Origin of the sequence: Chryseobacterium koreense CCUG 49689 (assembly GCF_001045435.1) — a bacterium.
Classification (GTDB): domain Bacteria; phylum Bacteroidota; class Bacteroidia; order Flavobacteriales; family Weeksellaceae; genus Kaistella; species Kaistella koreensis.
In genome coordinates, this window is sequence record NZ_LFNG01000007.1 from 67,755 (window position 1) to 91,668 (window position 23,914).

The window sequence follows — 23,914 nt, forward strand, 5'->3', positions numbered from 1 at the left end:
GTTAACTGTTTATTTTTTTTAATATTTCTTTTCCTTTTTCGGTGGTAATGGCGTGCATATACATCATTAAAGCTTCCTCCTGGAATTCATTGTATTCTACCTCCTCTTCCGTAAAAAATGGCGTGCTGTCATATGAAAGCATCGTTTGGAAAATGATTTTTGCGTAAAGCTCCGCATTAAAGCCTTCGCGATAAAAACCCTGTTTTCTACCCTTCTCAATATTACCGACCAACATTTGAGAGAATTTTGCCGAGAAATCCAACATATGTTTGTTAAAAATTGCCGGATAATATTTCGCCAGTTGTCTGATAAAAACAGAATTATTGGAATTGATGGCGTCTTCAATCTCTTTGTCCCTGCAAAACATTCGCTCCACTGCATTGTCCACTTTTTGGTCCTGCACCTTCATCCTTCTTACAATTTCTTCAAGTTTGAATGCCAAGACATCCTCAATCAATTCTTCTTTATTTCTGTACATTTGATAAAGCGTCTTTTTGGAAATACCAAATTCGCCCGCCACATCGTCCATTGTCACTGTTTTCGCACTATTCTCCAAAAACAATCTTGTGGCCTTTTGTAAAAAAACTTGATCTGCCATGATAATTATTACGGGTGCAAATATACGAACGGAAACTAAAAAACCAAAAAAGTCTCCAAGTTTTTCTGTTAAGTTTCGTTCACTTTTAAATTGAATAACGATTCTATTTGCATTTTACTTTAATGACTTAACATGTTCTTTAGAAAAGCATTAACTTTGAAGAAACCGAATAAATAATCCCATGAAATTATCACTATCACAAATCTTGTATGTGTTTTTGGTCTTTGTGGCATCTTCATGTGCAACCCAAAAAAATGAGTCCGAACAAAAGAATTTCCAGCAAGCAGTCGCCAAAGCGCATTCCAGATTGGAAGCTTTGGTCAAAAAAGATGTCCCTTCTGTAAATGTATTGATGAAAACGCCAAAAGGCGAATTTTTCTACAGTTCAGTGGGGAAAAGCGGCAAACAGGTAGGCAAAAATGACTGGTTCAGAATTGCAAGCAACACCAAAAATTTCACCGCAACCGCCATTGTAAAAATGATGCAAGATGGCTGGCTCAACATCGACGATAAAATCACGCAAAACATTCCCGGAACGAACATCCCCTATACTTCTGATGAACCTGAACTGCAGTTCCCCCATCGTGACCTGATTACCATCAAAGAATTGCTGCAGCATAATGCGGGAGTTTATGACCTTTCGAATGACACCTCGCAATTTAATGTTGACGGTAAAACTTATACGGACGATATTTTAGAGAAAGATCCGCTTCACAGGATTACTACGGAAGAATGCCTGAAGGTTTTAAAGGAAAAAAATCTAACTTACGGCCTCCCAAATACGGTTTACCATTATTCTAATGTGGGTTACTATATTTTGGGCGACATTATTTCAAAAGTGTATTCCGTGAAATCAGGTACCAAAAAATCCTATGCCGATTACCTCCATGATTACATTACCGGTCCCAACTCGAAAGTTCCATTGAAAGTGAGATTTGTGGATTCCCCAATTGAACAAACCTTACCCGATCCGCAAGTCGTAGGAAATATCCACTTCAATGGTGAATCCTATCCGGTAGAAAAAGAAAATATTTCCGGAAATGTAGCCGGAGGAAACGGAATTGGCAGCATGGAGGATCTTTCAAAATATGTGAGCACGCTGTTTTCCGGAAAGAATGTGCTGAATCAAAAATCCATCGAATTGCTGACTAAGAGTTACGGCGCGAAACAGGACAAAGAAAAATATGCATTGGGAACGGTAACTTTTCCAGGATTGGGTTATGGTCATCACGGAACGCTCGCAGGCTGTATGTCGGAAATGATGTATGATCCAGAAACCGATATCTCCGTCGTCATTTTGATTCCGTTTTATGATATCAGCAATATGGATATTTTGATCCAAAGCCACGATATGATGAAAACTGTGGCTATGGAAGCAAGAAAATCCGTGGGATATTAAAAAAAAGCCGTCTTTCACAAGTTGCAAGACGGCTTCTTAGTATTCTATTCAAAAGTTTTTTAGAAAATTTCTCTTCCGGAAAAATGGAATTGAGCTTCGATCAAAGCATTTTCATCAGAATCAGATCCGTGAACCGCATTTTCTCCCACACTTCTTGCAAACATTTTTCTAATGGTTCCCTCCGCTGCATCAGCTGGATTGGTAGCACCAATCAAGGTTCTGAAATCTTCCACCGCATTGTCTTTTTCCAGCACTGCAGCCACGATTGGTCCAGAACTCATGAACTCCACCAATTCCCCGTAAAAAGGTCTTGCCGCGTGAACTTCGTAGAATTTCTTGGCATCGGCAACGGTAAGTTGAGTTAATTTTAATGCTTTGAATTTGAAACCTGCTTCAGCAATTTTCCCCAAAATAGCACCAATGTGACCATCTGCAACCGCATCCGGCTTGATCATGGTGAATGTAATTTTTCCTGACATATATCTTGTTTTATTTGGTTGCAAAATTAAGAAAAAGATTCCTATATTTGCAGAGGAAATTCTATTCAAGAGAGCCAATTTTTTTTGGCACGAAAATTGTAATTTAATTTTCGATTCTCATGTTTAATTTGAGTTTTCATGGTTATTAGTTTTTACCCAGCTTCGGCTGGGTTTTTTATTTGGCTGAATTTTCTTCTGCCTCTTCCATGAGTTTTAGATAAGTAAAGTAACGAGATTCCTCTATTTCGCCGGATTCCAGGCTTTCCAGAACCGCACATTTAGGTTCGTTGATGTGCATACAATTATGGAATTTGCAGTTTCTCCCGATGTTGAAAATTTCTGGAAAATAATGTTGGATTTCCTCCTTTTCCACATCGATCATTGCAAATTCGCGAACTCCCGGTGTATCGATCACACTTCCGCCGAAATTCCAAAAATGCATCTGCGCAAAAGTGGTGGTGTGTTTTCCCTTAAGATGGGTTTCTGAAATTTCTGAAGTCTTTAGATTCAATTCTGGTTGTAAGGCATTGACCAAAGTAGATTTGCCACTGCCGGAATGACCGAAAAAAACCGAAACTTTATTTTTGAGAATATCTTGCATCAAATCCAGATTCAGCCGGGAATAGGAAGAAATCTCCATAGTTTCGTAGCCAATTTCCTGGTAAAGCGATTCAATGTTTCCAACAATTTCCTTTTCTTCAGCACTTAAAACATCCATCTTGTTGAACAAAATCAGAGGTTTGATGCTATAAGCTTCGCAACACGCAAGAAAACGGTCCAAGAATCCAAGTGAAGTTTCAGGATGTTTCAGGGTAAATAGAAAACACGCAACATCAATATTGGACGCAATGATGTGAGATTCCTTTGAAAGATTCACCGACTTGCGGATCAGGTAATTTTTCCTAGGCTCGATCTTGGTAATCCACGCGACATCGTCTTGTTCTAAAGAAAATTCCACATGATCACCCACTGCGAGCGGATTGGTAAGTCGGGTTTTAATCAGTTTAAATTTCCCACGGATTCTGGCCTCAAAAAACCTTCCGGTTTCAGATTCCAAAACCTGGTACCAACTGCCGGTGGATTTTGTGATAAGACCTTTCAAAGATTCAAATTATTAATTAATGTTGATGACAGATCATTTTTCAATAGGTCGCTAAACTTTATTTTGAACCTCCACAGACTCTTCGTGAATAGCTTTGAAAACTTTCTCGATAAACTCTGCTGATAATCCTATCTCTCCCGCTTTTTGCACGGCATATTCCGTAATGATTTTCCATCTTTCCGGTTGGAAGATCGCAATATTGTTGGCTTTTTTTAAGGTTCCAATCTTTTCTGAAAGCTTCATTCTCTGGGCCAAAATATCAATCAGTTGCGAATCCAGATCAGAAATCAAAGTTCTATGCCTTCCCATTTCATCATCAAAACCTGAAATATCAAGATTTCTAAGCTTCAGGTTTTTAATCAGTGCTGCAAGAACTTCTGGTGTGATTTGCTGCGATGCATCGCTCCAAGCTTCATCCGGATTACAGTGGGTTTCAATCATTGCGCCGTCATACCCCACATTCAGCGCTTCCTGGGCAATACCCGCCAATCCCGTCCTGTTTCCGCAGATATGGGATGGATCCACAATCAGTGGGATTTTTGGAAATTGGTTCTTAAAGTCCAAGGCAATCTGCCAGTTCGGAACATTCCGGTATTTTGTTTTCTGATAAGTTGAAAAACCACGATGAATCACCCCAAGATTTTTCACCTCTTGTCCCACCAATCTTTCCAAAGCACCGATCCACAAAGCCAGATCCGGATTTACAGGATTTTTGACCAGAACCGTTTTATCGGTACCTTTCAGCGCTTCGGCAATTTCCTGAACCGTAAAGGGATTCACGGTTGATCGTGCACCAATCCACAAAATATCCACGTCCGCTTTCAGCGCGGCTTCCACATGATGTGCGTTTGCAACTTCGGTGGCAATTTTGAATCCGTATTCTTCTCTGACTTTCTTCAGCCAGTTCAAACCGATCACTCCTACTCCTTCAAAACCGTTGGGTTTGGTTCTGGGTTTCCAGATTCCTGCACGAAAAATCGGCACATTGGCTCCACTTCTTCTTATTCTTTCGGCAGTTTCCAACATCTGCATTTCGCTTTCGGCACTGCATGGACCGGCGATTATTAATGGTTTCTGGAATTCCTTGATCCAGCTGTTTTCTAATTCTTGTAAATTCATTTATCTCAAAGTCAAAAAAATCGTTTTTGACCACCATTTAATTAAGGTCAAATTTTAAAAGGTCATCCAAATCACGCAAAACAGGATTTATCGCCGCAAATTTATCAAAAATCATTCTCTTGGTGACAACTTCCTTTTTCATGGAAACATCTTTAGTGAACTCCAGTTTGATATTGAAATGATTCACCTTCCGCATAAATTTTCCAAAAAAATCTTCCCGGATCTTTTCGAATTCACTCTTAGCGGATCCAGACGGATAAATGATTTCTACCGTGTTTTCATCCAATTTCTTCAGTTGGAAGGAGTTGATCGCATTGTAGATAATCACTTCTTTTTCCCTCAGTTCCTGCAAAAAGTTCCCCCAGGAATCTTTCAAATCCGTTTCTGTGAAATGATTGCTCGGCAATACCACTTTTTCGGCCTCCTCCGTATCTTCTTCTTCCACATTGGAACGTTGCAATGTTGCTTCAATACTGAATTTTGAAAGTGATTTTTCTTTCGCAATGGGTTTGGAAACAGTTTTTGAAATGGGGTTTTCCGGTAGATTTTTTACCGCAATCTCCGGACGGGGTTCTTCCGAAACAACTGATTTTTGAACAGTTCCGGAAAAGCTGCTAAGAAGCGGTGCTAATATCAGGAATTTTTTTTTTTAGCATCTGCGCCGTTCGCCGTCAATGAACAAAGTTGCATCAAGGCAATTTCCACCGTCAATCGAGGATTTTTGGAGTTTTTATAATTAATGTCGGCGTGATTGCAAATCTCAATCGCATCAATCAGTTGCTGCGGATTCCACTTCTTTGCTTGTTCAGCGTATTTTGTCTTGGTCTTATCACCAACTTCGATCAAACTCAATGTGTTTGGATTTTGAGCCATCATCAAATCCCGGAAATGGCTACCCAAACCGGCAATGAATTGATGCGGATCGAAACCCTTTTTCACGATTTCATTAAATGCAAAAAGGGAGTCTGAAATTTTGTCTTCCTGAGCCAAATCCACCATATTCAGATACTGGTCATAATCCAGAATATTCAGCACTTCCGCTGCTTTTGCCAGTGTAATATTTTTTTGGGTGAAGGTGGAAAGCCGGTCAAAAATCGAGAGTGCATCCCGAAGTGCACCATCGGCTTTTTGGGCAATCAGATACAGCGCGTCATCTTCATATTTCACACCTTCTTTTTCGGCAATCCTTCGCAGATGTTCCTGGATATCTTCAATCGTGATTCTTTTGAAATCATAGATTTGACAACGGGACAAAATTGTCGGTATAATCTTGTGTTTTTCCGTGGTAGCCAAAATGAAAATCGCGTGGGAAGGCGGTTCTTCCAGTGTCTTCAGAAATGCGTTAAATGCTGAAGGAGACAACATGTGAACCTCATCGATAATATAGATTTTATATTTCCCGACTTGAGGCGCAAAACGAACCTGGTCAGTCAATTCGCGAATATCATCTACTGAATTGTTGGAAGCGGCATCGAGCTCAAAAATATTGTAGGCAAAACCATCTTCGGAAGTGGACCCGTCTCGCTCATTGATTTTTCTGGCGAGAATTCTGGCGCACGTAGTTTTACCGACTCCTCTTGGTCCGCAGAAAAGTAGTGCCTGAGCGAGCTGGTTTTCGGCAATCGCATGTTCTAGCGTGTCTGTAATGTGTGACTGACCCACCACAGTTTCAAACTCTTGCGGACGGTATTTTCTTGCTGAAACCACGAAATTTTCCATTGGTCAAAAGTAGGGAAATATTTATGAAAATAAAAGGGAGGGATTTGTTTTTGGAATGATTTTTTCAAAGGTACCTATCATCAACTTTTTTCCATTTTTTTCAGGGCAAAGTACTAAGGAAATATTTTACATAAAGCCCGATACTTTTCTGCAACGATGCGATTCATGTCGAGATATTCCAAACGCTTTTTCTTGCAAAAACACTATCGTGCACTACTACATTTTCCCTTCTTCCAATATCTCCTTATTCTGATATTCTTGCACCAAATCAATCGCATTGGAAACCACATCGGAAAGCGCTGTGATGAAGGTTCCTTCTTCCGCCATGCTGATCGCGTGTTTCAATGCCTCGATTTCTTTCGGGATGATTTCGTAATTTACAGGACTGCCCGATTCCTGGAGCCCGGAAATAATTAGTCCGTTGATTTCCTCTTCCGTTCTTCCCCGCAGATGTTTTTCGTTTCTGATGATGATATGGTCAAACATTCTTCCTGCGATTTTTCCACATTCAAAAATGTCCTCGTCTCTTCGGTCTCCCACTCCGGCAATGATGCCGATTTTTTTGGTGGCTTCCACATTTTTCAGATAATCTTCAATCGCCTCATAACCAGCAGGATTATGTGCGAAATCAATTAAAACCTTGAAATTCTTAAATTTAAAAATATTCAACCTGCCCGGTGTCAGTTGTGCACTGGGAATGAAAGTTCGAAGCGAGTTAGCGATATCCTCTATTTCAAAACCGTGGAGATAAGTTGCCAAACTCGCCGCCAAAACATTGGCAATCATAAACTTCGCTTTACCTTCCATCGTAATGGGAATGCTGGTCGCTTTCGCGATGCGGATTTTCCAATCTCCCTTTTTAATGGTGATAAAACCTTCTTCATAAACGCAGGTGATTTTTCCTTCTTTCGCAAATTTTTTGATATGCGGATTATTCTCGTCTAAACTGAAGATGGCCACTTTCGAATCGATTTCCGGCATCAGTCGCATTGAATATTCGTCATCGGCGTTCATCACGCTCCAACCGTCTTTCTTCACCGAATCCAAAACCACCCGTTTTACCCGGGTCAAATCTTTCAAATTATGGATGTCATTTAATCCCAAATGGTCTTCCTTGATATTGGTCAAAACACCGATGTCACAATAAGAGAACCCTAATCCTGAACGAAGAATCCCGCCTCTCGCGGTTTCCAAAACGGCAAATTCCACGGTAGGATCTTTAAGGATAAACTCCGCCGAAATGGGTCCGGTTGTGTCCCCTTTCGTGAGCATGGTATTTTGGATGTAAATTCCGTCTGAAGTGGTGAAACCCACTCTATAACCGTTGTTCTTAACGATATGTGCAATCAGTCTGGTCGTAGTAGTTTTTCCGTTGGTTCCGGTAACCGCTATGATCGGAATCCGCACCGGTTTTCCCGGCGGATAAAGCATATCGACGACGGGTGCGGCAACGTTTCTTGGCAATCCTTCGCTTGGTGCGAGATGCATTCGGAAACCCGGAGCTGCGTTTACTTCCAGAATGGCTCCGCCACTTTCTTTTAAAGGCTGGGTAAGATTTTCCGCCATGATATCGACTCCGCAAACATCAAGTCCGATGATTTTTGAGATTCTTTCACACATCGTCACATTTTCCGGGTGCACCATATCGGTCACGTCGATGGATGTTCCTCCGGTAGAAAGGTTGGCCGTAGATTTCAGGTAAACAATCTCTCCTTTTTGCGGAATGGTTTCAAGGGTGTATCCCAATTTTTCTAAAAGTTCGTTCGTATCTTTATCGACAAGGATTTCCGTCAAAACATTTTCGTGGCCGTATCCCCTTCTTGGGTCAAGATTTTCTTTGTCGATGAGTTGCCGGATGTTATTTTCACCATCGCCCACCACATTTGCCGGAACTCTTCTTGCAGCGGCAACCATTTTGTGGTTAATGACCAAAACCCGGAAATCATAACCGGTGATATACCTTTCCACAATCACTTTTCTGGAAACGGTTTGCGCATGTTGAAGTCCGATCCTTGCTGTTTCCCAATCATTTACATTGATGGTTTGTCCGCGACCATGATTTCCATCCAGAGGTTTCAAGACAATCGGATAACCAATTCGCCTGATCACCCGTTCCAAATCTTCTTCGTCCACCACCAGATCTCCTATTGGAACGGGAATTGCGGCATCGTCCAGCATTTTTTTGGTGAGTTCTTTATTACAAGCAATATCCACGGCGATTGAACTCGTGTTGCCGGTGATGGTCGCTTGAAATCGCTGCTGATTTTTGCCATAACCCAATTGAACCAAGGAATTTTTACCCAAACGAATCCACGGAATATTTCTGGCAACCGCTTCTTCCACAATACTTCCGGTAGAGGGACCCAACCTTACCTCTTCTCTGATTTCCCTTAACTTTTGAATACAATTTTCTAAATCGTATTTTTTATTTTCCACCAAACAGCGGGCGATCTCCACAGCTTGTTCAGCGGTGTAAATCCCACAGTTTTCTTCGATATAGGAAAAGACCACATTATAAATTCCCGGCGATTTCGTTTCGCGGGTTCTTCCAAAACCAGTGTCCATTCCAGCCAAAGTTTGAATTTCGAGTGCAATATGTTCGATCACATGTCCCATCCAGGTTCCCATATCCACACGCTGAAAGAATCCGCCCTCAACTCCTTCCGAACAGCGATGGCTGTATAATGACGGAATCAAATCTTCCAGCCTTTCCCTGAATCCCGGGATTTTGTTGGTCGGCAATTCTTCCAGTTCTTCTAAATCCAAACGCATTTGGATCAATTTCTTTCTTCTGATGCTCCAGATATTTGGACCTCTCAATACTTGTATTTTTTCGATTTTCATGGGGAAACTGGTCTTTATTTAAAAGTTTATTTTTCGAACATAATTCCAAAGATAATGGAAAAGCTTAAAAATTAGAAATAAATAATCAAAAAAAATCACCATTAATTCAATCGAATTGAAAATCAGATGAATTTTCTCTAAACTCAACATATTCACCAATGCGGGTTTTCTGAGTGGATAATTTTTTTAAATTTGCAAGATATGACACCTTCAGGAAAATTAGTAATCATCGGTGGTGCCGTGAACAAGGGCAGTTTTACGGAAACCGATTACGACAGCAATATCGAAAAGAATCTCAATTTTTTTGAGAAGGGAATTCTCAGAAAAATCATCAACGAGTCCCGTTTCAAAGAGGATTCTGTTTTCGAAATCATTACCACGGCATCTCAGATTCCTCAAATCGTGGGTCCGGAATACAAAAAAGCGTTTGAGTTTCTGGGAGCAAAAAATGTAAACATTCTCGATATTCAAAACCGTGAACAGGCGAATTCGGATCCCATCGTAGCCAGGGCAAATGCAGCAGATGTGGTGTTGCTAACTGGAGGCGACCAACTTCGGTTAACCTCAATTCTGGGTGGAACACGTTTTCATGACGCTATTTTATTGAAATATCAAGAGCAAGATTTCATATATGCCGGAACTTCAGCAGGCGCTGCAGCCTCATCGGAAAACATGATTTATCAAGGTTCCAGCAGCGAAGCACTTTTAAAAGGTGAAATCAAAACCACACAAGGTTTGGGATTCATTGAAAATGTGATTGTGGATACCCATTTTGTTCAAAGAGGAAGAATTGGACGACTGTTTCAGGCGGTAGTCAACAATCCGCGTACATTGGGAATCGGTTTGGGTGAGGATACGGGACTTTTTATCAAAGATGAAACGATGACCGCAATCGGATCCGGACTGGTTATTTTGGTGGACGGAAGATTTATTAAAGACACCAATCTTACCAAGATTGAATTAGGACAACCGATTTCCATCGATAATCTGACGGTTCACGTGATGTCCCAAAATGATGAATTTAACCTGAAAACCAAGGAACTCAAAATTATGAATTCCCAGTATCACCCGATGGTTTGATGAAGTACATTTCTTCGAGTGAATCGCGTCGCAGTGAATTTTCCTTCGCGATGCAATTTAACAAGATTCTACCTGCCGACAGACAGGCCTCAAACAAATTCAAACAACACGAAACCTTAAACCAAAATGAGCTGTCTCCTTATCCACGGTGGATTTTTTTCCGAAAGTGACCAAAGTCACGATACGAAAATCGCCAAGCAAAATGCATTGAAAGAAATCGCCAAAAAGTCCTTTGAATTTTTGAAAAACAATTCCGCGGAAGAAACGGTGGTATTTGCTGTTTCCCTTTTGGAAGACGACGAACTGTTCAATGCCGGAACCGGTTCTCAAATTCAAAGCGACGGAAAAATCAGGATGAGCGCGTCTTTGATGAATGGCGAAACCCAGAAATTTTCGGGCGTGATCAATATTGAAAATGTGCGGCACCCCATTGAAGTCGCCCAAATTTTAATGAAAGAAGACGACCGGGTTTTAGGTGGAAATGGCGCAAAAAAATACGCAACAGAAAACGGTTTCGAAGATTTCTCCACTGAAATTCCTCAAAGAAGGAAAGAGTACGAAGAAAAACTGAAAAATGGAGGAAAAGGAACAGTGGGCTGCGTTGCGTTGGACAAAGACGGAAATCTAGCAGCTGCAACTTCTACCGGCGGAAAAGGTTTTGAATTGGCAGGGAGAATTTCCGATTCCGCTACGGTTGCCGGAAATTATGCCAATTCTTTTTGTGCCGTAAGCTGTACCGGAGTTGGTGAAGATATTGTGAGCAATGCCACTGCCGCAAAAATCGTGACCCGAGTTACCGACGGAATGACCATAAAAAATGCTTTTGAAAAAACTTTTTCTGAATTAGCCGAAATCGACGGTTTTGCTGGTGCAATCGGTGTTGACAAAAACGGAAACATGTTTCACCAAGAATCTTACCCGAAAATGGTTTTTGCAAGTTTTGATGGGGAAAGGATGACGGTTTTCGAATAAATTTCGCGTACCATTTAAATTTCTCCTGATAAATAATTCTGTATGATTTTCGGAATCATGGGCCAAAATCTCACCGACCGATAAAATGTGCAATGCAGATTTTCATAAAAAAACAGCCACTCCAAAAGTAGCGGCTGTTTCATAATGACTACGAAAATTTACTTTTCTTCTATCGCTGCCTGTGCTGCAGCCAATCTCGCAATCGGAACCCGGAATGGCGAGCAACTCACGTAATTCAATCCGAGTTTGTGGCAGAATTTTACGGATTCCGGATCCCCGCCGTGTTCGCCGCAAATTCCCACTTTTAGTTTTGGTTTTACGGAACGTCCTTTTTCCACACCGATTTTCACCAATTCCCCAACTCCTGTTTGGTCGATGGAAACGAAAGGATCTTCCGGCAACAGTTTCAAGTCCAGATATTTTGGAAGGAAACCGCCGATATCGTCTCTTGAGAAACCGAACGACATCTGTGTCAAGTCATTAGTTCCGAAACTGAAGAAATCAGCAACCTGCGCCATGGAATCCCCTTTCAAAGCGGCTCTTGGAGTTTCGATCATTGTTCCATAGAGGTAAGGAATATTTTTCACACCCAATTTTTCAAGGACTTCACTATATACACTGTCCACGATATTTTTTTGGTGAGTTAACTCGTGGCGACCCATTACTACAGGAATCATGATTTCAGGATAGGCTTTTTTGCCTTCTTTTTGAAGTTCACCTGCTGCCTCCAATATCGCGCGAACCTGCATTTCTGTAATTTCAGGATAAGAAACTCCGAGTCGAACTCCGCGGTGTCCCAACATTGGGTTGTTTTCATGAAGCGCGAGAATTCTTCGATTCAGGACGCTCATCCTTACGCCTAATTCTTTCGCCAATTCCTGTAATTTCTCTTTATCGTGAGGAACAAATTCATGCAAAGGTGGGTCAAGCAAACGGATGGTTACTGGATTTCCATCCATCACCTCCAAAGTCGCCTTGATGTCTTTTTTCACAAATTTAAATAACTCATGCAGTGCTTCTTTTCTTTCATCCACGGTGGTACTCATGATCATTTTTCTGAGTAGGAATAAAGGCTTTTCGCTTCCTTCACCGTAGAACATGTGCTCGGTTCTGAATAAGCCGATTCCTTCTGCACCGAAATAAGTTGCCTGTTTGGCATCTTTTGGAGTGTCGGCATTGGTTCTTACCCCCAGTTTTTTGGCTTTGTCAACTAATTTCATGAGGGTTTTGTACGACTCATTTTTATTCAAATCAGAATTGGTAAGTTGCAAAACGCCTTCATAAACCACACCTTTTGTTCCGTTCATGGTCAACCATTCTCCCTCGTGAATTTTTTTGCCGGAATTGGTTACGAAATATTTTTCTTTTTCGTGAATTTCAATATCGGAGCAACCCACGATGCAGCATTTTCCCCAACCTCTGGCAACGAGTGCTGCGTGAGAAGTCATGCCCCCTTTTGTGGTAAGGATCGCTTGAGATCTATGCATTCCATCCACATCTTCCGGTGAAGTTTCTTCGCGGACCAAAATCACTTTTTCGCCTTTCAATCCCCATTCTACCGCATCTTCAGAAGAGAAAACCACTCTACCTACTGCTCCACCTGGACCTGCAGGAAGACCTTTGGCAACCGGTTTGTATTTCTTTTCTTCTTCAGGATCGATCATTGGCAAAAGCAGTTCTACCAATTGGTTTGGAGCAACCCTCATCACTGCGGTATCTGCATCGATGAGTTTTTCTTTGAACATGTCGGCCGCCATTTTCACAGCGGCAACACCGTTTCGTTTACCTACTCTGCATTGCAACATAAAGAGTTTTCCTTTCTCAATGGTGAACTCAATGTCCTGCATGTCTTTGTAGTGGGCTTCCAAGCGTTTTTGGTACTCATCCAGTTCTTTGAATTGTTTCGGCATGAATTTTTCCAAAGTCAACAGATTTTTCGAATGGTCGTTTTTTGAAGTTTCATTGATAGGAGCCGGTGTTCTGATTCCAGCTACCACGTCTTCTCCCTGTGCATTAATCAGGTATTCGCCATAGAAATGGTTGTCTCCGTTACCGGGATTCCTGGTGAAGGCAACTCCGGTACAGGAATCTTCACCCATATTTCCGAACACCATTGCCTGAACATTTACTGCGGTTCCCCATTCATCTGGAATTCTTTCAATTCTTCGGTATTCGATCGCACGCTTCCCGTTCCAGGATGCGAACACGGCACCGATTCCGCCCATCAGCTGATCCCAAGGATTTTCCGGGAATTCTACTTTCAGATGTTTTTTGGTCAAAGCCTTAAATTCTTTCACCAACTTTTTCAGGTCATCCGCAGAAAGTTCGGTATCCAGATGTACTCCTTTCTCTTTTTTTACTTCCTCCAAGCGTTCATCCATCAATTTACGGATTCCTTTTCCTTTTGCAGGTTCCATTCCGCCTGCTTTTTCGATCACCACATCGGCATACATCATTACCAATCTTCTGTAGGCATCATAAGCAAATCTCTCGTCGCCGGATTTCGCGATGAGTCCTTTTACTGTTTCATCGTTCAAACCAATATTCAAAACGGTATCCATCATTCCCGGCATGGATCTTCTGGCGCCGGAACGAACTGACATCAGCAACGGATCCTTAACGTCACCGAATTTTTTGCCCATCAGCTGCTCCACTTCAGCAAGAGCGGATTTTATTTGTTTTTCTAAATCTTTCGGATAAGTCTTTTTGTGGTCATAGAAATAAGTACACACTTCCGTGGTTACCGTAAATCCAGGAGGAACCGGAAGTTTCAGGTCTTTGTGTCCCGCCATTTCTGCGAGATTTGCTCCTTTTCCACCGAGCAGGTTCTTCATTGATTCATTACCCTCTGCTTTTCCTCCACCGAAGGAATAGACATACTTTTCTGTTTTTTTTGCAGCTGCTCTCGCTGCAGCAGGTTTCGCTTTTAACATTGTAGTCATTATAGATAATTTTAATTATTTCGTATCAAATCACATGTAAATTTACGGTGATTTGAATGAATCCACGCTTATTTTGAAAATGACAATTGTCAATATTGAGAAAAGTCAGTTGGAACTTAAAATAGCGATCAGAAAGTTCCTAGATATCGACTGCGGATTCTGCGAAGAACTATTTTGTTTACAATCTGCATCCGCTTTAGAAAATATCTCTTTAGAATATACCGGAGAAAAAACTGAAGTAAGAACTGACCACAAATATTGGACTGAAAATTTTTCCGACGGAAGCTATTCAAAATTGTTTTATCACTGGATTGACAAAACCAAGTTCGAATTGGAATTCATTGAATGCAATAATCATGCGAGGAAAAATTTCAGCAAGAAGGGGGATAAGTATATTTATGAAATAATAAATAAGGAAGGGGATTTTTATTGGATACTATGTGAGATTCCGGGACAATCCGAAATTCTAAAATTCAAATTATTTATAGATCAATGGATTTCTAGTCGCAACCGTTTCCCGACCCTATAGTCTGCCCACTTCAAAGGAAGTCGATAAAATTCAACCTCTGTCATTATTTGATTTCGCCCAGACGGCAGACTTTAATGCGTATTTTGTCATCTGTGATCATATCGACGACAAAAATTGTTCGATTCAATCTAAATCATGGAATGAAATATTCGTAACTTAGTTTTTCGAAATTGCATAATTGAGTATTAATAATTTGAAAAATTATGGACACCAATCAAATCAAATCGTTTAATAAAAACACAGAAAGCTTTGTAGAGGCCATGCTGCCGGAATTGGAGAACATTTACAAAGACATCCATCAAAATCCCGAACTATCCATGCAGGAAGTTCGCACCGCGAAAATAGCCGCGGATTACCTGGAGAAATATCATTTTGAAGTAACCACCAACGTCGGAGCACACGGTGTGGTAGGTGTGATGAAAAATGGCGAAGGTCCCGTGGTAATGCTTCGTGCGGATATGGATGCACTTCCCGTAACTGAAAATACCGGACTGCCCTATGCAAGCACCAAAGTGGGCAGAGATGAAGACGGAGTTGAAGTGGGCATTTCACATGTTTGCGGGCACGATATCCATGTGACCTGGCTCATGGGTCTTTCGAGGCTGTTTTCAGAATACAAGGACCAATGGAAAGGAACTTTGATGGTCGTTTTCCAGCCCGGTGAAGAAGTCGGCAGAGGTGCGCAGAGTATGATTGATGACGGAATGATGGAGCGATTTCCAAAACCCGACATTATTCTGGGACAACACGTCATGGTGGGTGAAGCCGGTACGGTGGGCTACAGAAGCGGGGCGATACTTTCGGCGGGCAACAGCATTAAGGTAAAACTATTTGGAAAAGGTGCTCACGGATCTTCTCCCCAAACCTCAGTAGATCCTGTGATTATGGCGGCATCTACAGCAATTCGTCTCCAGACCATTATTTCAAGAGAGATCGCACCAAGTGAAAATGCGGTATTGACCATTGGCGCATTGCAAGCCGGAACGAAAGAAAACATTATCCCAGATGACGCGACCCTCAAGTTAAATATCCGAACCTTTAACGATGGGGTGAAAGACCATATCCTTTCTGCAGTAAAACGAATCTGCTGTGCCGAATGCAGCGCCTCGAACGCTCCACAGGATCCGGAATTTACAGAGCTGGACAGCTACCCACTCACTGAAAACGATGCGGCCGCAACCGAAAAAGTTGCAGAAGCTTTCCATGCGCAATTCGGAGAGAATGCCCATGAAACCATGCCTGCATCCGCCAGCGAGGATTTTAGCATATTTGGAAGAAACTGGAAAGTTCCTTATGTATTTTGGTTTGTGGGCGGTACCGATCCGAAAACATTTCGAGATGCTGTGGAAAAAAATCAGCTGAATTCCATTCCAAGTAATCACTCCCCAAAATTTGCACCCGTTATTCACCCTACTCTAAAAACCGGATTACAGGCGATGGCGACCGCGGCTTTGGCTTGGCTCGAATGATTGCCGAGAAATAGAAAAACTTACAATTAAATTAAAAAAACAATACCATGCATCCTTACCTTCCAGTCTTAATTGACGACATCAAAGCGGCACAACTACACGAATCGAATATTCCGCAAAAAATTACCATTGCCACATTCGCGGAAGAAATGGAACGGTTTGCTAATAGTGAAGTTGAAAAGCCCCTTTCCTACTACACCGGACTGCAGATCGAGAATTTTCCTCCGCCGGAAATTTTTTCGGAGGAAGACATGAAAATTACGCTAGAGGCGTTCGATGAAATGTTGGAAACTTGGAATGCCGGAATTGATTATCCCGAAAGTATGCCAGTGGAAAAAAGGTATGCGTTTTTAAGGAAAAACGTTCTGGAAAATGATTTCACACCCATGAATGCTGGATTTGTAATTTATGATTTTTGCGCTGGTTGTGCACCAGAATGTGAGTGGGAAGAATACTGCAACTGCTTGAAATAATGTAATATGGTTAAAAACAAGCATGATGGCTTAGATGAGGTTCAGGCTGAAGATTTGCCGTTTTGAAATCGTTTGTTAAAATTTTTAAAGCAGATTCTCGGTTCTACTTTAAATCGATAAAAGCGTAACGTGTAATACAATTAATGTTCACAAAAAAATGCACTTTTTGAAGTGCATTTTTTAATATTTATCTACATATAGTTAATATTCAAACAAAACACTTCCCCAAGTAAATCCACTGCCAAAAGCAGATAGCAAAACCAAATCTCCGCGATTTACTTTTCCTTGCTGAATTGCCTCACTCAACGCAATTGGGATGGAAGCGGCGGTAGTATTTCCATATTTTTGGATATTGTTGAACACTTTTTCATCAGGAAGCCCGAATCGTTGCTGAACGAATTGCGCAATCCTCAAATTCGCCTGGTGTGGAATGAAAAGGTCTAAATCTTCGGTGGTTTTTCCGGCTGATTTTAAGGCTTCCATCATGGTTTCGGGGAATCTGGTTACTGCGTGCTTGAAAACAAAGTTTCCGTTCATGATCGGGTAAACTTCGGCATCGGTCACGTTTTCCGGTTCCAGTCGCATTCTGTCGCTCCAACCATATTTTGAACCGGGGAATTTGGTGCAGAGTTCGTCCGCATATTTCCCTTCTGAGTGCATATTTACCGCGAGGATGTCACCCGCGTTTTCAACTTCGGTTGCGGAAAGAACCACCGCTCCTGCTCCATCACCGAAAATCACAGAAACACCTCTTCCAGCATCAGAAAAATCAAGTCCGAAAGAATGAACTTCAGCTCCGATGACCAGGATGTTTTTGTACATATTTGACTTAATGAAAGCATTCGCTACACTCATCGCATAAACAAATCCCGAACATTGATTTCTGACATCCAATGCGCCGATTGTTTCGCAACCGAGCATTTCCTGAACCAAAACGCCGCATCCCGGGAAAAAATAATCGGGAGAAAGGGTGGCGAAGACAATATAGTCAATATCTTTAGCGGTTAATCCTGCATTTTTAATGGCGATTTCTGCTGCCTTAAAACCAAGGTAAGCTGTGGTTTCCTCAGAATCATTTCTATTTTTTCGGTGGTGACGCTCCTTAATCCCTGTCCTTTCGGTAATCCATTCGTCATTGGTCGTCATGAGCTTTGATAAATCGTCATTAGTAACCACATTTTCAGGCACATAATGTCCGATTCCCTTTATAATGCTTTTAGTCATAATAAATTTAAAAATTTGCGCAAAGATACTTCATATTTGAAACATAGAAAAAATAGCGGATTCCAACGGAAAATATTATTTAAATTTGCTTTATGGCAATAGAAATCATTTTCCGAAACCCACACTGCGAATGGATCGACGTGGAAGCTCCCACTGAAGACGATCTGAATTTCCTGCATGAAAGGTATGAAATCAACCAGTTGATTCTGGAGGATACCATTGATCCAAATCACCTCCCGAAATTTGAAGAGGACGGAAATGTGAAGTTTTTCCTGATGCGTGAAAATACCGAACTGGAAAGGCAAAATCTAAACACGATCAGTGATATCAGTACCAAATTGGGCATTTTCCTAATGAACGGACTGATCATCACCACACATCGGATGAAGAACCGCAGCATTTACGAGATGAAAAAGGAAATTTTTCTTCCCGAAAACAAGGATTCCCATCCGGAAGAAATCGCCCTGAAATTGGCTTTAAAGGTGATGAAATCGTTTGACGACGAGTCCCAAAACCTTCTGGAAACCATGGACAATATGGAAAATGAAATCTTCCTGAAAAAAACGAATGACTCTGTGCAAATCCGGCGACTTTACAAATTAAAACGAAAATCCGGTCTCAATACCAGAATTCTGAATATTTCCTCAGCTTGGGTCGATAAATTCAGGGTTTTGAATTTAAAGGAAGCAGAAATAACTGACCTGATTGACAAACACAAGGACGTAATCGCCGATTTCGAACACCTCAATGCGCAAATCACCAACTTGATTTCCATGTTCCTTGCCATGAGCGACCAACGTGCAAACCAAGTGATGAAGGTACTTTCGATTTATGCCATGTACTTTTTTCCATTGACATTCATTGCGGGAATCTATGGAATGAATTTCGACAATATGCCCGAACTGCATCATCCTCTCGCCTATTTCACGATTCTTGGTGTAATGGGGCTGATTGCCATTTTGACTTTCTTTTATGTGAGGAAGAAAAAATGGTGATTTCAAAGTAAAAGCGGCCTCAGAAAATTTCCTCAAACCGCTTTTATGAAAACTAACCTTTGCAATTCGTTAATGCATCGCCTCACCTACATCGATGACTTCCCTTCCTTTCCTTTCCTTCACAAACAATACAAAAGGAATACAGATGAGAAACAAAATTCCCAAATAAAGGAAAACATCCATATAAGAAAGAACGGTTGCCTGTTTCAGCACTGATAAATCCAATAATTTGTAGGCGGATTGCAGCGCCGCATCCGGTGTCAAACCTTTCGCCTGAAAACTTGCTGTCAATCCGGCGATCCTTTGCTGAACATTAAAATCGTTCATATTAAGGTGGGCGTCTAAAGTCGCACGGTGAAGAACAGTTCGATTTGCAATAAAAGTGGTGATCGCCGCAATTCCGAACGAACCTCCCAATTGCCGCATCATTCCCGTGAACGCCGCTCCCTGACCAATTTCCTGGCCTTTCAAAGTGGAAAGAGCCAATGATGTAATCGGGATGAAAAGCAGTCCTAATCCGGCTCCGCGAACAATCAGCATCCAAAAGAAATCTGATTTTCCGGTATCCGGCGTGAGAATCTTATAGCCCCAAAAGCTATAAATAAAAAAGATCAAAAGTCCGAGCGAAACCAAAATCTGCTGTTTTGCACCACGTGTCAGTAATCTTCCGATAATCGGCATCATAAACGCGGTAGTCAACGCTGCAGGAATCATCAATGCTCCGGCTTGCAATGCGGTCCATCCCAAAATACTTTGCGTATAAAGCGGAATGATGAAAGTGGATCCATACAATCCGAAACCGAGAATGAAGGACATCACCGTTCCGATCCTTAAGTTTCCATTTTTCAAAACCCTCAATTCCACGATGGGATATCTGAATGTGAGTTCCCGCCAAAGGAAAAGAATAAATCCGATGATTGCTGTGGCGGTAAGGAAAATAATCACGTTGCTATCGAACCAGTCTTCTTCGTGACCTTTTTCCAGGATATATTGCAGTGAACCCACAAAAATAGCCAGCAAACCGATTCCGAGCCAATCCACGTCTTTCACTTTCCGTTTTTCGGAGAATTTTGGACTTCTCACAAATTGCAAAGTCATCAAAGTGGCCGCAATTCCAATCGGAATATTGATGTAAAAAATATAAGGCCAGGAATAATTATCCACAATGTAGCCTCCTAAAGGCGGACCTAAAGTCGGGCCAATAATTACACCGAGTCCGTAAATCGCTTGCGCCATACTTCTTTTCTCAATGGGGTAAGATTCGGTGATAATGGTTTGCGAAGTCACCAAAAGTGCTCCACCACCGATTCCCTGCATCAATCTGAAGAAAACGAGTTCCCAGATATTGGTCGCGTTTCCGCAGAGAAAAGAAAATATCGTAAAAATAATAATCGAAGCCGCGAAGTAATTTCTCCTTCCAAATTGCTGGGAAAGCCAGCTCGTCATGGGAACGATAATCACGTTTCCAATGGCATATGCCGTGATCACCCAACCCACTTCCGAAAGTGTGGCCCCGAGATTTCCCTTCATTTCATTGAGCGCAACATTCACAATCGTGGAGTCCACGATTTCGAGCAACGCACAAAGAATGGCAGTGATGGTGATGATGACGCGTCTTGCGCCGTATTCGACTAAAGAATCCTGCATGGATTGAATTAGAATTAAAAATTAATAATGAAATAATGATTTTCCGGACTTTCCGCTATTCTAATTCCACAGTGGTCTGCACATTCATTCCCGCCCGTAGTTTTTTCGAAATTTCAGGATTCAGTTTCACGAAATCAATTCTTACCGGAAGTCTTTGAACCACTTTCACGAAGTTTCCGGAGGCATTGTCTGGTGGCAAAATCGAAAAAGAGGAACCAGTTGCCGGGGAAAAAGAAGTCACCACACCATGGAAGATCTGCCCCGGAAAGGCGTCTATTTTAATTTCCACTTTTTGCCCTTCCACCATTTTTGAAAGCTGGGTTTCCTTGAAATTGGCGATAACCCATTTATCGTTATCGCGAACCAAACTGAACAATTGAGAGCCTTCCTGCAAAAATTGCCCTTTCTGGATCGGAACTTTGGAAACAAAACCATCCGCCGGAGCTAGAATCACCGTGTAAGATAAATTGAGTTTTGCGTTCTCCACATCCACTTCTCTTTGTTTCACCACCGCATTGGCAACGCCAATTTGTTCGGAACTTGCAGCGGTTTGGGACTGCACGATTCCTGTTTGCTGGGAAACCTGATTTTTTTGGTCAATCAACACCTGCAATTGTCGGTCGGCAGATTGTTTAGCAGCCAAAGCGGTTTCATACTGTTGTTGGGTGATTGTGTGGTCTTTCACCAGGTTTGCATATCTGTTCAAATCCTGGGTTGTTCTCCATACGTTTACTTTTGCGGCTTCAATTTGTGCGTTGGCTGTCGCAATCGCCGCATTGGTGGTGTTGATATTTTGAGCGGCCGCATTCGTTGATGCAGTTGCCGTTCTTACATTGCTTCTTGCTGTTCCCAAAGCCGCAATCGCCGATTCCAAATTCATTTTCTGGTCGCGATTATCCAGGACGATTAGCGTGTCGCCTTTCTTCACGAATTGGTGGTCTTTCACTTTCACCTCGCTCACATACCCTGAAATTTTAGAAATAACGGGAGACATATTGGACGCAATTTGCGCATCGTCTGTTTCCTCATGAGTTTTTCCATAGGAATAAGTTCGGTATCCAAAAAATCCGCCAATCAGCAAAACCGCTGCAAGCACAATTGGGAAAATAGGTGATTTTTTCTTTTTAGTTTCTGGAAAAAGTTCTGGTTCAGTATTCATTTTGAATTTTTGTTTAAATGTTGAAGGTTGCCTTTTTCGGCAAATGGATCTCAATTTCGCGATGGATTGGAGGCGGTCTGAAAGTGTCAGAAAATTTAGTTTTTATTTTCTGCACCATCATTCCACTCCATCATTTTAGTCACAATCCTACCGTTTGCAATAATTTTCTATAGGCTAAAGCTGCATCCGCTTTTGCATTAATGACATTCACGTTGGCCGAAACTTGCGCGGCATCTGCATCCAAAAGTTCGGTGATGGTCGCTAAACCGTTTTCATATTTGTTTTTGGTCACTCTGTAATTTTCGTTGGCTTGCGCAGCAGCTTTTTCATAAACAGCAATTTTCTTTTTCGCATACTCGGAATTTTGATAGTCGCGATTGATATCGAGTTTTATCTGGTCATTCAACAAATCGTTGGTCGCTTCCAATTGTTTTTCTCTGGATTGTGCCTTCAATAATGCTGAGTTTTTTTTCCACAGATTGTCGAGGTTGTACTGAATTCCCAATCCAATATTTGCAGCATTGGTTACAGTCAAAATTTTCGGCACCTCTGCCGCGATATATCCTCCGGTCAAAGCAATTGTGGGTAAATTTTCTGCTTTTGCGGCTTTCGTCACCAGTTCGGCGGCTTTTCTTTGATAAGCCAAAGCCTGCAAATCCTTTCTGTTGGAAATTGCCTGATTCATATAATATGAAACGGGCTGATTTTCTGTAAGTTCCGAGATGTAATTTTGATCGATTTCAATTTCGGTAGTTTCGGGAAGGCCCAAAAGCAAATCCATATTGACCGTCGCAATGTTGAAATTATTGTGCGCTTCAAGCAATTGCAATTCGATATTGGAAGTCTGAAGATTGGCTTTCAAGCGGTCGTTTCTTGCAATGATTCCGTTGTTTTCTAGTTTCTGGAATGATTCGTCCCGTTTTTGAGAGGCAGTGAGATTTTCTTCCAAAACCTTAATGGCCTGATTCGCTTTGAACAGGTTGTTATAAGCTTGCGACACATTAAAAGCGATCGCGACTTTATCGTTTTCAGCGCTTAGTTTTGATGCTTCCACCAAATATTCCGCGGATTGGATTCCGTATTTGATTTTTCCTCCCGCATAAAGCGGCATAGAAGCAGAAATCTGACCCAGAAAGGCCGAGTTTGCTTTTGGTCCGTTTCCACCATTTTGTGATGGTGGCAAAATCTTCAAATCTACATTCGCATTTGCTAAAGCCAAAGCACTTGCCGATGCTTTTAAAGAAGGAAGCCTGTTATTTTTCGCCTCCAGATAATTGGCGGTGGCTTCCTCAATTTTTGCCCGGTCTATTTTCAGGTTTTTGGAGTTCTGGATTCCCAAGGAAACCGCTTCGTCCAAAGTGAGCAATCTTTTTTCCTGCGCCTGAAGTAATGCAGTTGCAAAAAGAAATAACGCGGTGATCTTATTTTTCGTCATAACCTAAAAGGTCTTTTAATAATTGTTTAATGTGTTTCCTTAAATTTTCAAAATAGGTTTTCTTATATTCTTCTGGACTTAAATTTTTATCATTGAATTCTCGGTAAAGATTCATTCCATTGAACGCATAAAACACGGTTCCGATAATGGTTGCATGTAGAAATTCCACGTGAGGTATCGTGGTGAACACACCGTTTGCACTCCCATTTTGCAATAGTTCCTCATACACTTTCAGAAACCCAAGCTTTGAAACCTTCATGAAATCGTTAATTTGGGGATTCTTGTTGGTGATTTGTTCGGTTTGCATTATTCTGTAGAAATCTTTCAGCCTCTCCACACGTCCGATGTAGGAATTCACCACCATCATTAGTTTTTCCCATTCATTAAGGTCTTCGCGGTGCAAAATTGTTTTCGTGAAATCTGTGCTTTCCTTCATTCTGTACTCAAAAAGTTTCTCGAGCATTTGTTCCTTTGAACCAAAATAATAGGAAATCATCGAGACATTCACATTGGCGGCAGCAGAGATTTCGCGGGTCGAAGTTGCATCGAAACCCTTTTCTGCAAAGAGTTTTTCAGCGGCGAGCAAAATATTTTCTTCTTTTGAAATCATGAATTCTTGATTTTTTGCGGGTGCAAATTTAAACAACAATTTGAAATAATCAAACGATTGATTGATACTTTTTATTAAAAATAAATTAAAGTGAAAAAACGGTTAATTCGTTTCGAAAA

The 23,914-nt window shown here is 41.5% G+C and carries 20 protein-coding genes; 7 read left to right on the forward strand and 13 right to left on the reverse strand.

Annotated elements, in window-relative coordinates; all coding sequences use genetic code 11:
* Window position 1: 1 nt before the first annotated feature.
* Window positions 2-598 (reverse strand): TetR/AcrR family transcriptional regulator, encoded by a 597-nt coding sequence (locus ACM44_RS06650; RefSeq protein ID WP_048499249.1) that lies wholly within the window; start codon window positions 596-598, stop codon window positions 2-4.
* Between the two features lie 181 nt (window positions 599-779).
* On the opposite strand from ACM44_RS06650, the gene ACM44_RS06655 reads away from it, so the two are divergent.
* On the forward strand, window positions 780-1,997 hold the full coding sequence (locus tag ACM44_RS06655) for a serine hydrolase domain-containing protein (RefSeq protein ID WP_048499250.1): 1,218 nt from the start codon (window positions 780-782) through the stop codon (window positions 1,995-1,997).
* Window positions 1,998-2,056: 59 nt separating this feature from the next.
* Here ACM44_RS06655 and ACM44_RS06660 read toward each other — a convergent pair whose 3' ends face one another.
* From ACM44_RS06660 to cphA, 6 genes are all read right to left on the reverse strand, one after another.
* Complete coding sequence (locus ACM44_RS06660) at window positions 2,057-2,476, reverse strand: nucleoside-diphosphate kinase (protein WP_048499251.1); 420 nt, start codon at window positions 2,474-2,476, stop codon at window positions 2,057-2,059.
* Between the two features lie 175 nt (window positions 2,477-2,651).
* The gene (gene rsgA / locus ACM44_RS06665; RefSeq protein WP_048499252.1) at window positions 2,652-3,578 is read right to left on the reverse strand and encodes a ribosome small subunit-dependent GTPase A; all 927 of its coding nucleotides are present in this window, start codon (window positions 3,576-3,578) and stop codon (window positions 2,652-2,654) included.
* A gap of 51 nt (window positions 3,579-3,629) precedes the next feature.
* Complete coding sequence (locus ACM44_RS06670; RefSeq protein ID WP_048499253.1) at window positions 3,630-4,697, reverse strand: chorismate mutase; 1,068 nt, start codon at window positions 4,695-4,697, stop codon at window positions 3,630-3,632.
* 37 nt (window positions 4,698-4,734) lie between these two features.
* Window positions 4,735-5,142 carry a hypothetical protein gene (locus tag ACM44_RS06675; RefSeq protein ID WP_048499254.1) on the reverse strand — a complete coding sequence of 136 codons (408 nt, stop codon included), beginning with the start codon at window positions 5,140-5,142 and terminating at the stop codon, window positions 4,735-4,737.
* 188 nt (window positions 5,143-5,330) lie between these two features.
* Entirely contained in the window at window positions 5,331-6,416 is a 1,086-nt protein-coding gene (gene dnaX, locus ACM44_RS06680) for a DNA polymerase III subunit gamma/tau (protein ID WP_048499255.1), read from the reverse strand.
* A gap of 216 nt (window positions 6,417-6,632) precedes the next feature.
* Entirely contained in the window at window positions 6,633-9,260 is a 2,628-nt protein-coding gene (cphA, locus tag ACM44_RS06685; protein WP_048499256.1) for a cyanophycin synthetase, read from the reverse strand.
* Between the two features lie 201 nt (window positions 9,261-9,461).
* On the opposite strand from cphA, the gene ACM44_RS06690 reads away from it, so the two are divergent.
* Window positions 9,462-10,340 (forward strand): cyanophycinase, encoded by an 879-nt coding sequence (locus ACM44_RS06690; RefSeq protein WP_048499257.1) that lies wholly within the window; start codon window positions 9,462-9,464, stop codon window positions 10,338-10,340.
* A 126-nt stretch (window positions 10,341-10,466) separates the two neighbouring features.
* Entirely contained in the window at window positions 10,467-11,312 is an 846-nt protein-coding gene (locus ACM44_RS06695; RefSeq protein ID WP_048499258.1) for an isoaspartyl peptidase/L-asparaginase, read from the forward strand.
* Between the two features lie 158 nt (window positions 11,313-11,470).
* Here the strand turns inward: ACM44_RS06695 and ppdK are convergent, their stop codons facing one another.
* On the reverse strand, window positions 11,471-14,254 hold the full coding sequence (gene ppdK / locus ACM44_RS06700) for a pyruvate, phosphate dikinase (protein ID WP_316932549.1): 2,784 nt from the start codon (window positions 14,252-14,254) through the stop codon (window positions 11,471-11,473).
* Window positions 14,255-14,333: 79 nt separating this feature from the next.
* On the opposite strand from ppdK, the gene ACM44_RS06705 reads away from it, so the two are divergent.
* From ACM44_RS06705 to ACM44_RS06715, 3 genes are all read left to right on the forward strand, one after another.
* Complete coding sequence (locus ACM44_RS06705) at window positions 14,334-14,783, forward strand: hypothetical protein (protein WP_048499260.1); 450 nt, start codon at window positions 14,334-14,336, stop codon at window positions 14,781-14,783.
* A 203-nt stretch (window positions 14,784-14,986) separates the two neighbouring features.
* Window positions 14,987-16,252 (forward strand): M20 family metallopeptidase, encoded by a 1,266-nt coding sequence (locus ACM44_RS06710; protein ID WP_048499261.1) that lies wholly within the window; start codon window positions 14,987-14,989, stop codon window positions 16,250-16,252.
* A 47-nt stretch (window positions 16,253-16,299) separates the two neighbouring features.
* Entirely contained in the window at window positions 16,300-16,725 is a 426-nt protein-coding gene (locus ACM44_RS06715; RefSeq protein ID WP_048499262.1) for a hypothetical protein, read from the forward strand.
* Window positions 16,726-16,926: 201 nt separating this feature from the next.
* On the opposite strand, the gene ACM44_RS06720 is transcribed toward ACM44_RS06715, so the two are convergent.
* Entirely contained in the window at window positions 16,927-17,949 is a 1,023-nt protein-coding gene (locus ACM44_RS06720) for a 3-oxoacyl-ACP synthase III family protein (RefSeq protein WP_048499263.1), read from the reverse strand.
* A gap of 92 nt (window positions 17,950-18,041) precedes the next feature.
* Between ACM44_RS06720 and ACM44_RS06725 the strand changes: the two genes are divergently transcribed.
* Window positions 18,042-18,944, forward strand: coding sequence for a CorA family divalent cation transporter (locus ACM44_RS06725; protein WP_048499264.1), 903 nt, complete (start codon window positions 18,042-18,044; stop codon window positions 18,942-18,944).
* 69 nt (window positions 18,945-19,013) lie between these two features.
* Here ACM44_RS06725 and ACM44_RS06730 read toward each other — a convergent pair whose 3' ends face one another.
* From ACM44_RS06730 to ACM44_RS06745, 4 genes are all read right to left on the reverse strand, one after another.
* Window positions 19,014-20,591 (reverse strand): DHA2 family efflux MFS transporter permease subunit, encoded by a 1,578-nt coding sequence (locus ACM44_RS06730; protein ID WP_048499265.1) that lies wholly within the window; start codon window positions 20,589-20,591, stop codon window positions 19,014-19,016.
* A gap of 55 nt (window positions 20,592-20,646) precedes the next feature.
* Window positions 20,647-21,750 (reverse strand): HlyD family secretion protein, encoded by a 1,104-nt coding sequence (locus ACM44_RS06735; RefSeq protein ID WP_048499266.1) that lies wholly within the window; start codon window positions 21,748-21,750, stop codon window positions 20,647-20,649.
* A 139-nt stretch (window positions 21,751-21,889) separates the two neighbouring features.
* Window positions 21,890-23,185 (reverse strand): TolC family protein, encoded by a 1,296-nt coding sequence (locus tag ACM44_RS06740; RefSeq protein WP_048499267.1) that lies wholly within the window; start codon window positions 23,183-23,185, stop codon window positions 21,890-21,892.
* Window positions 23,172-23,795 (reverse strand): TetR/AcrR family transcriptional regulator, encoded by a 624-nt coding sequence (locus ACM44_RS06745; RefSeq protein ID WP_048499268.1) that lies wholly within the window; start codon window positions 23,793-23,795, stop codon window positions 23,172-23,174. Before ACM44_RS06745 ends, ACM44_RS06740 begins: the two co-directional genes overlap by 14 nt.
* Window positions 23,796-23,914 lie beyond the last annotated feature (119 nt).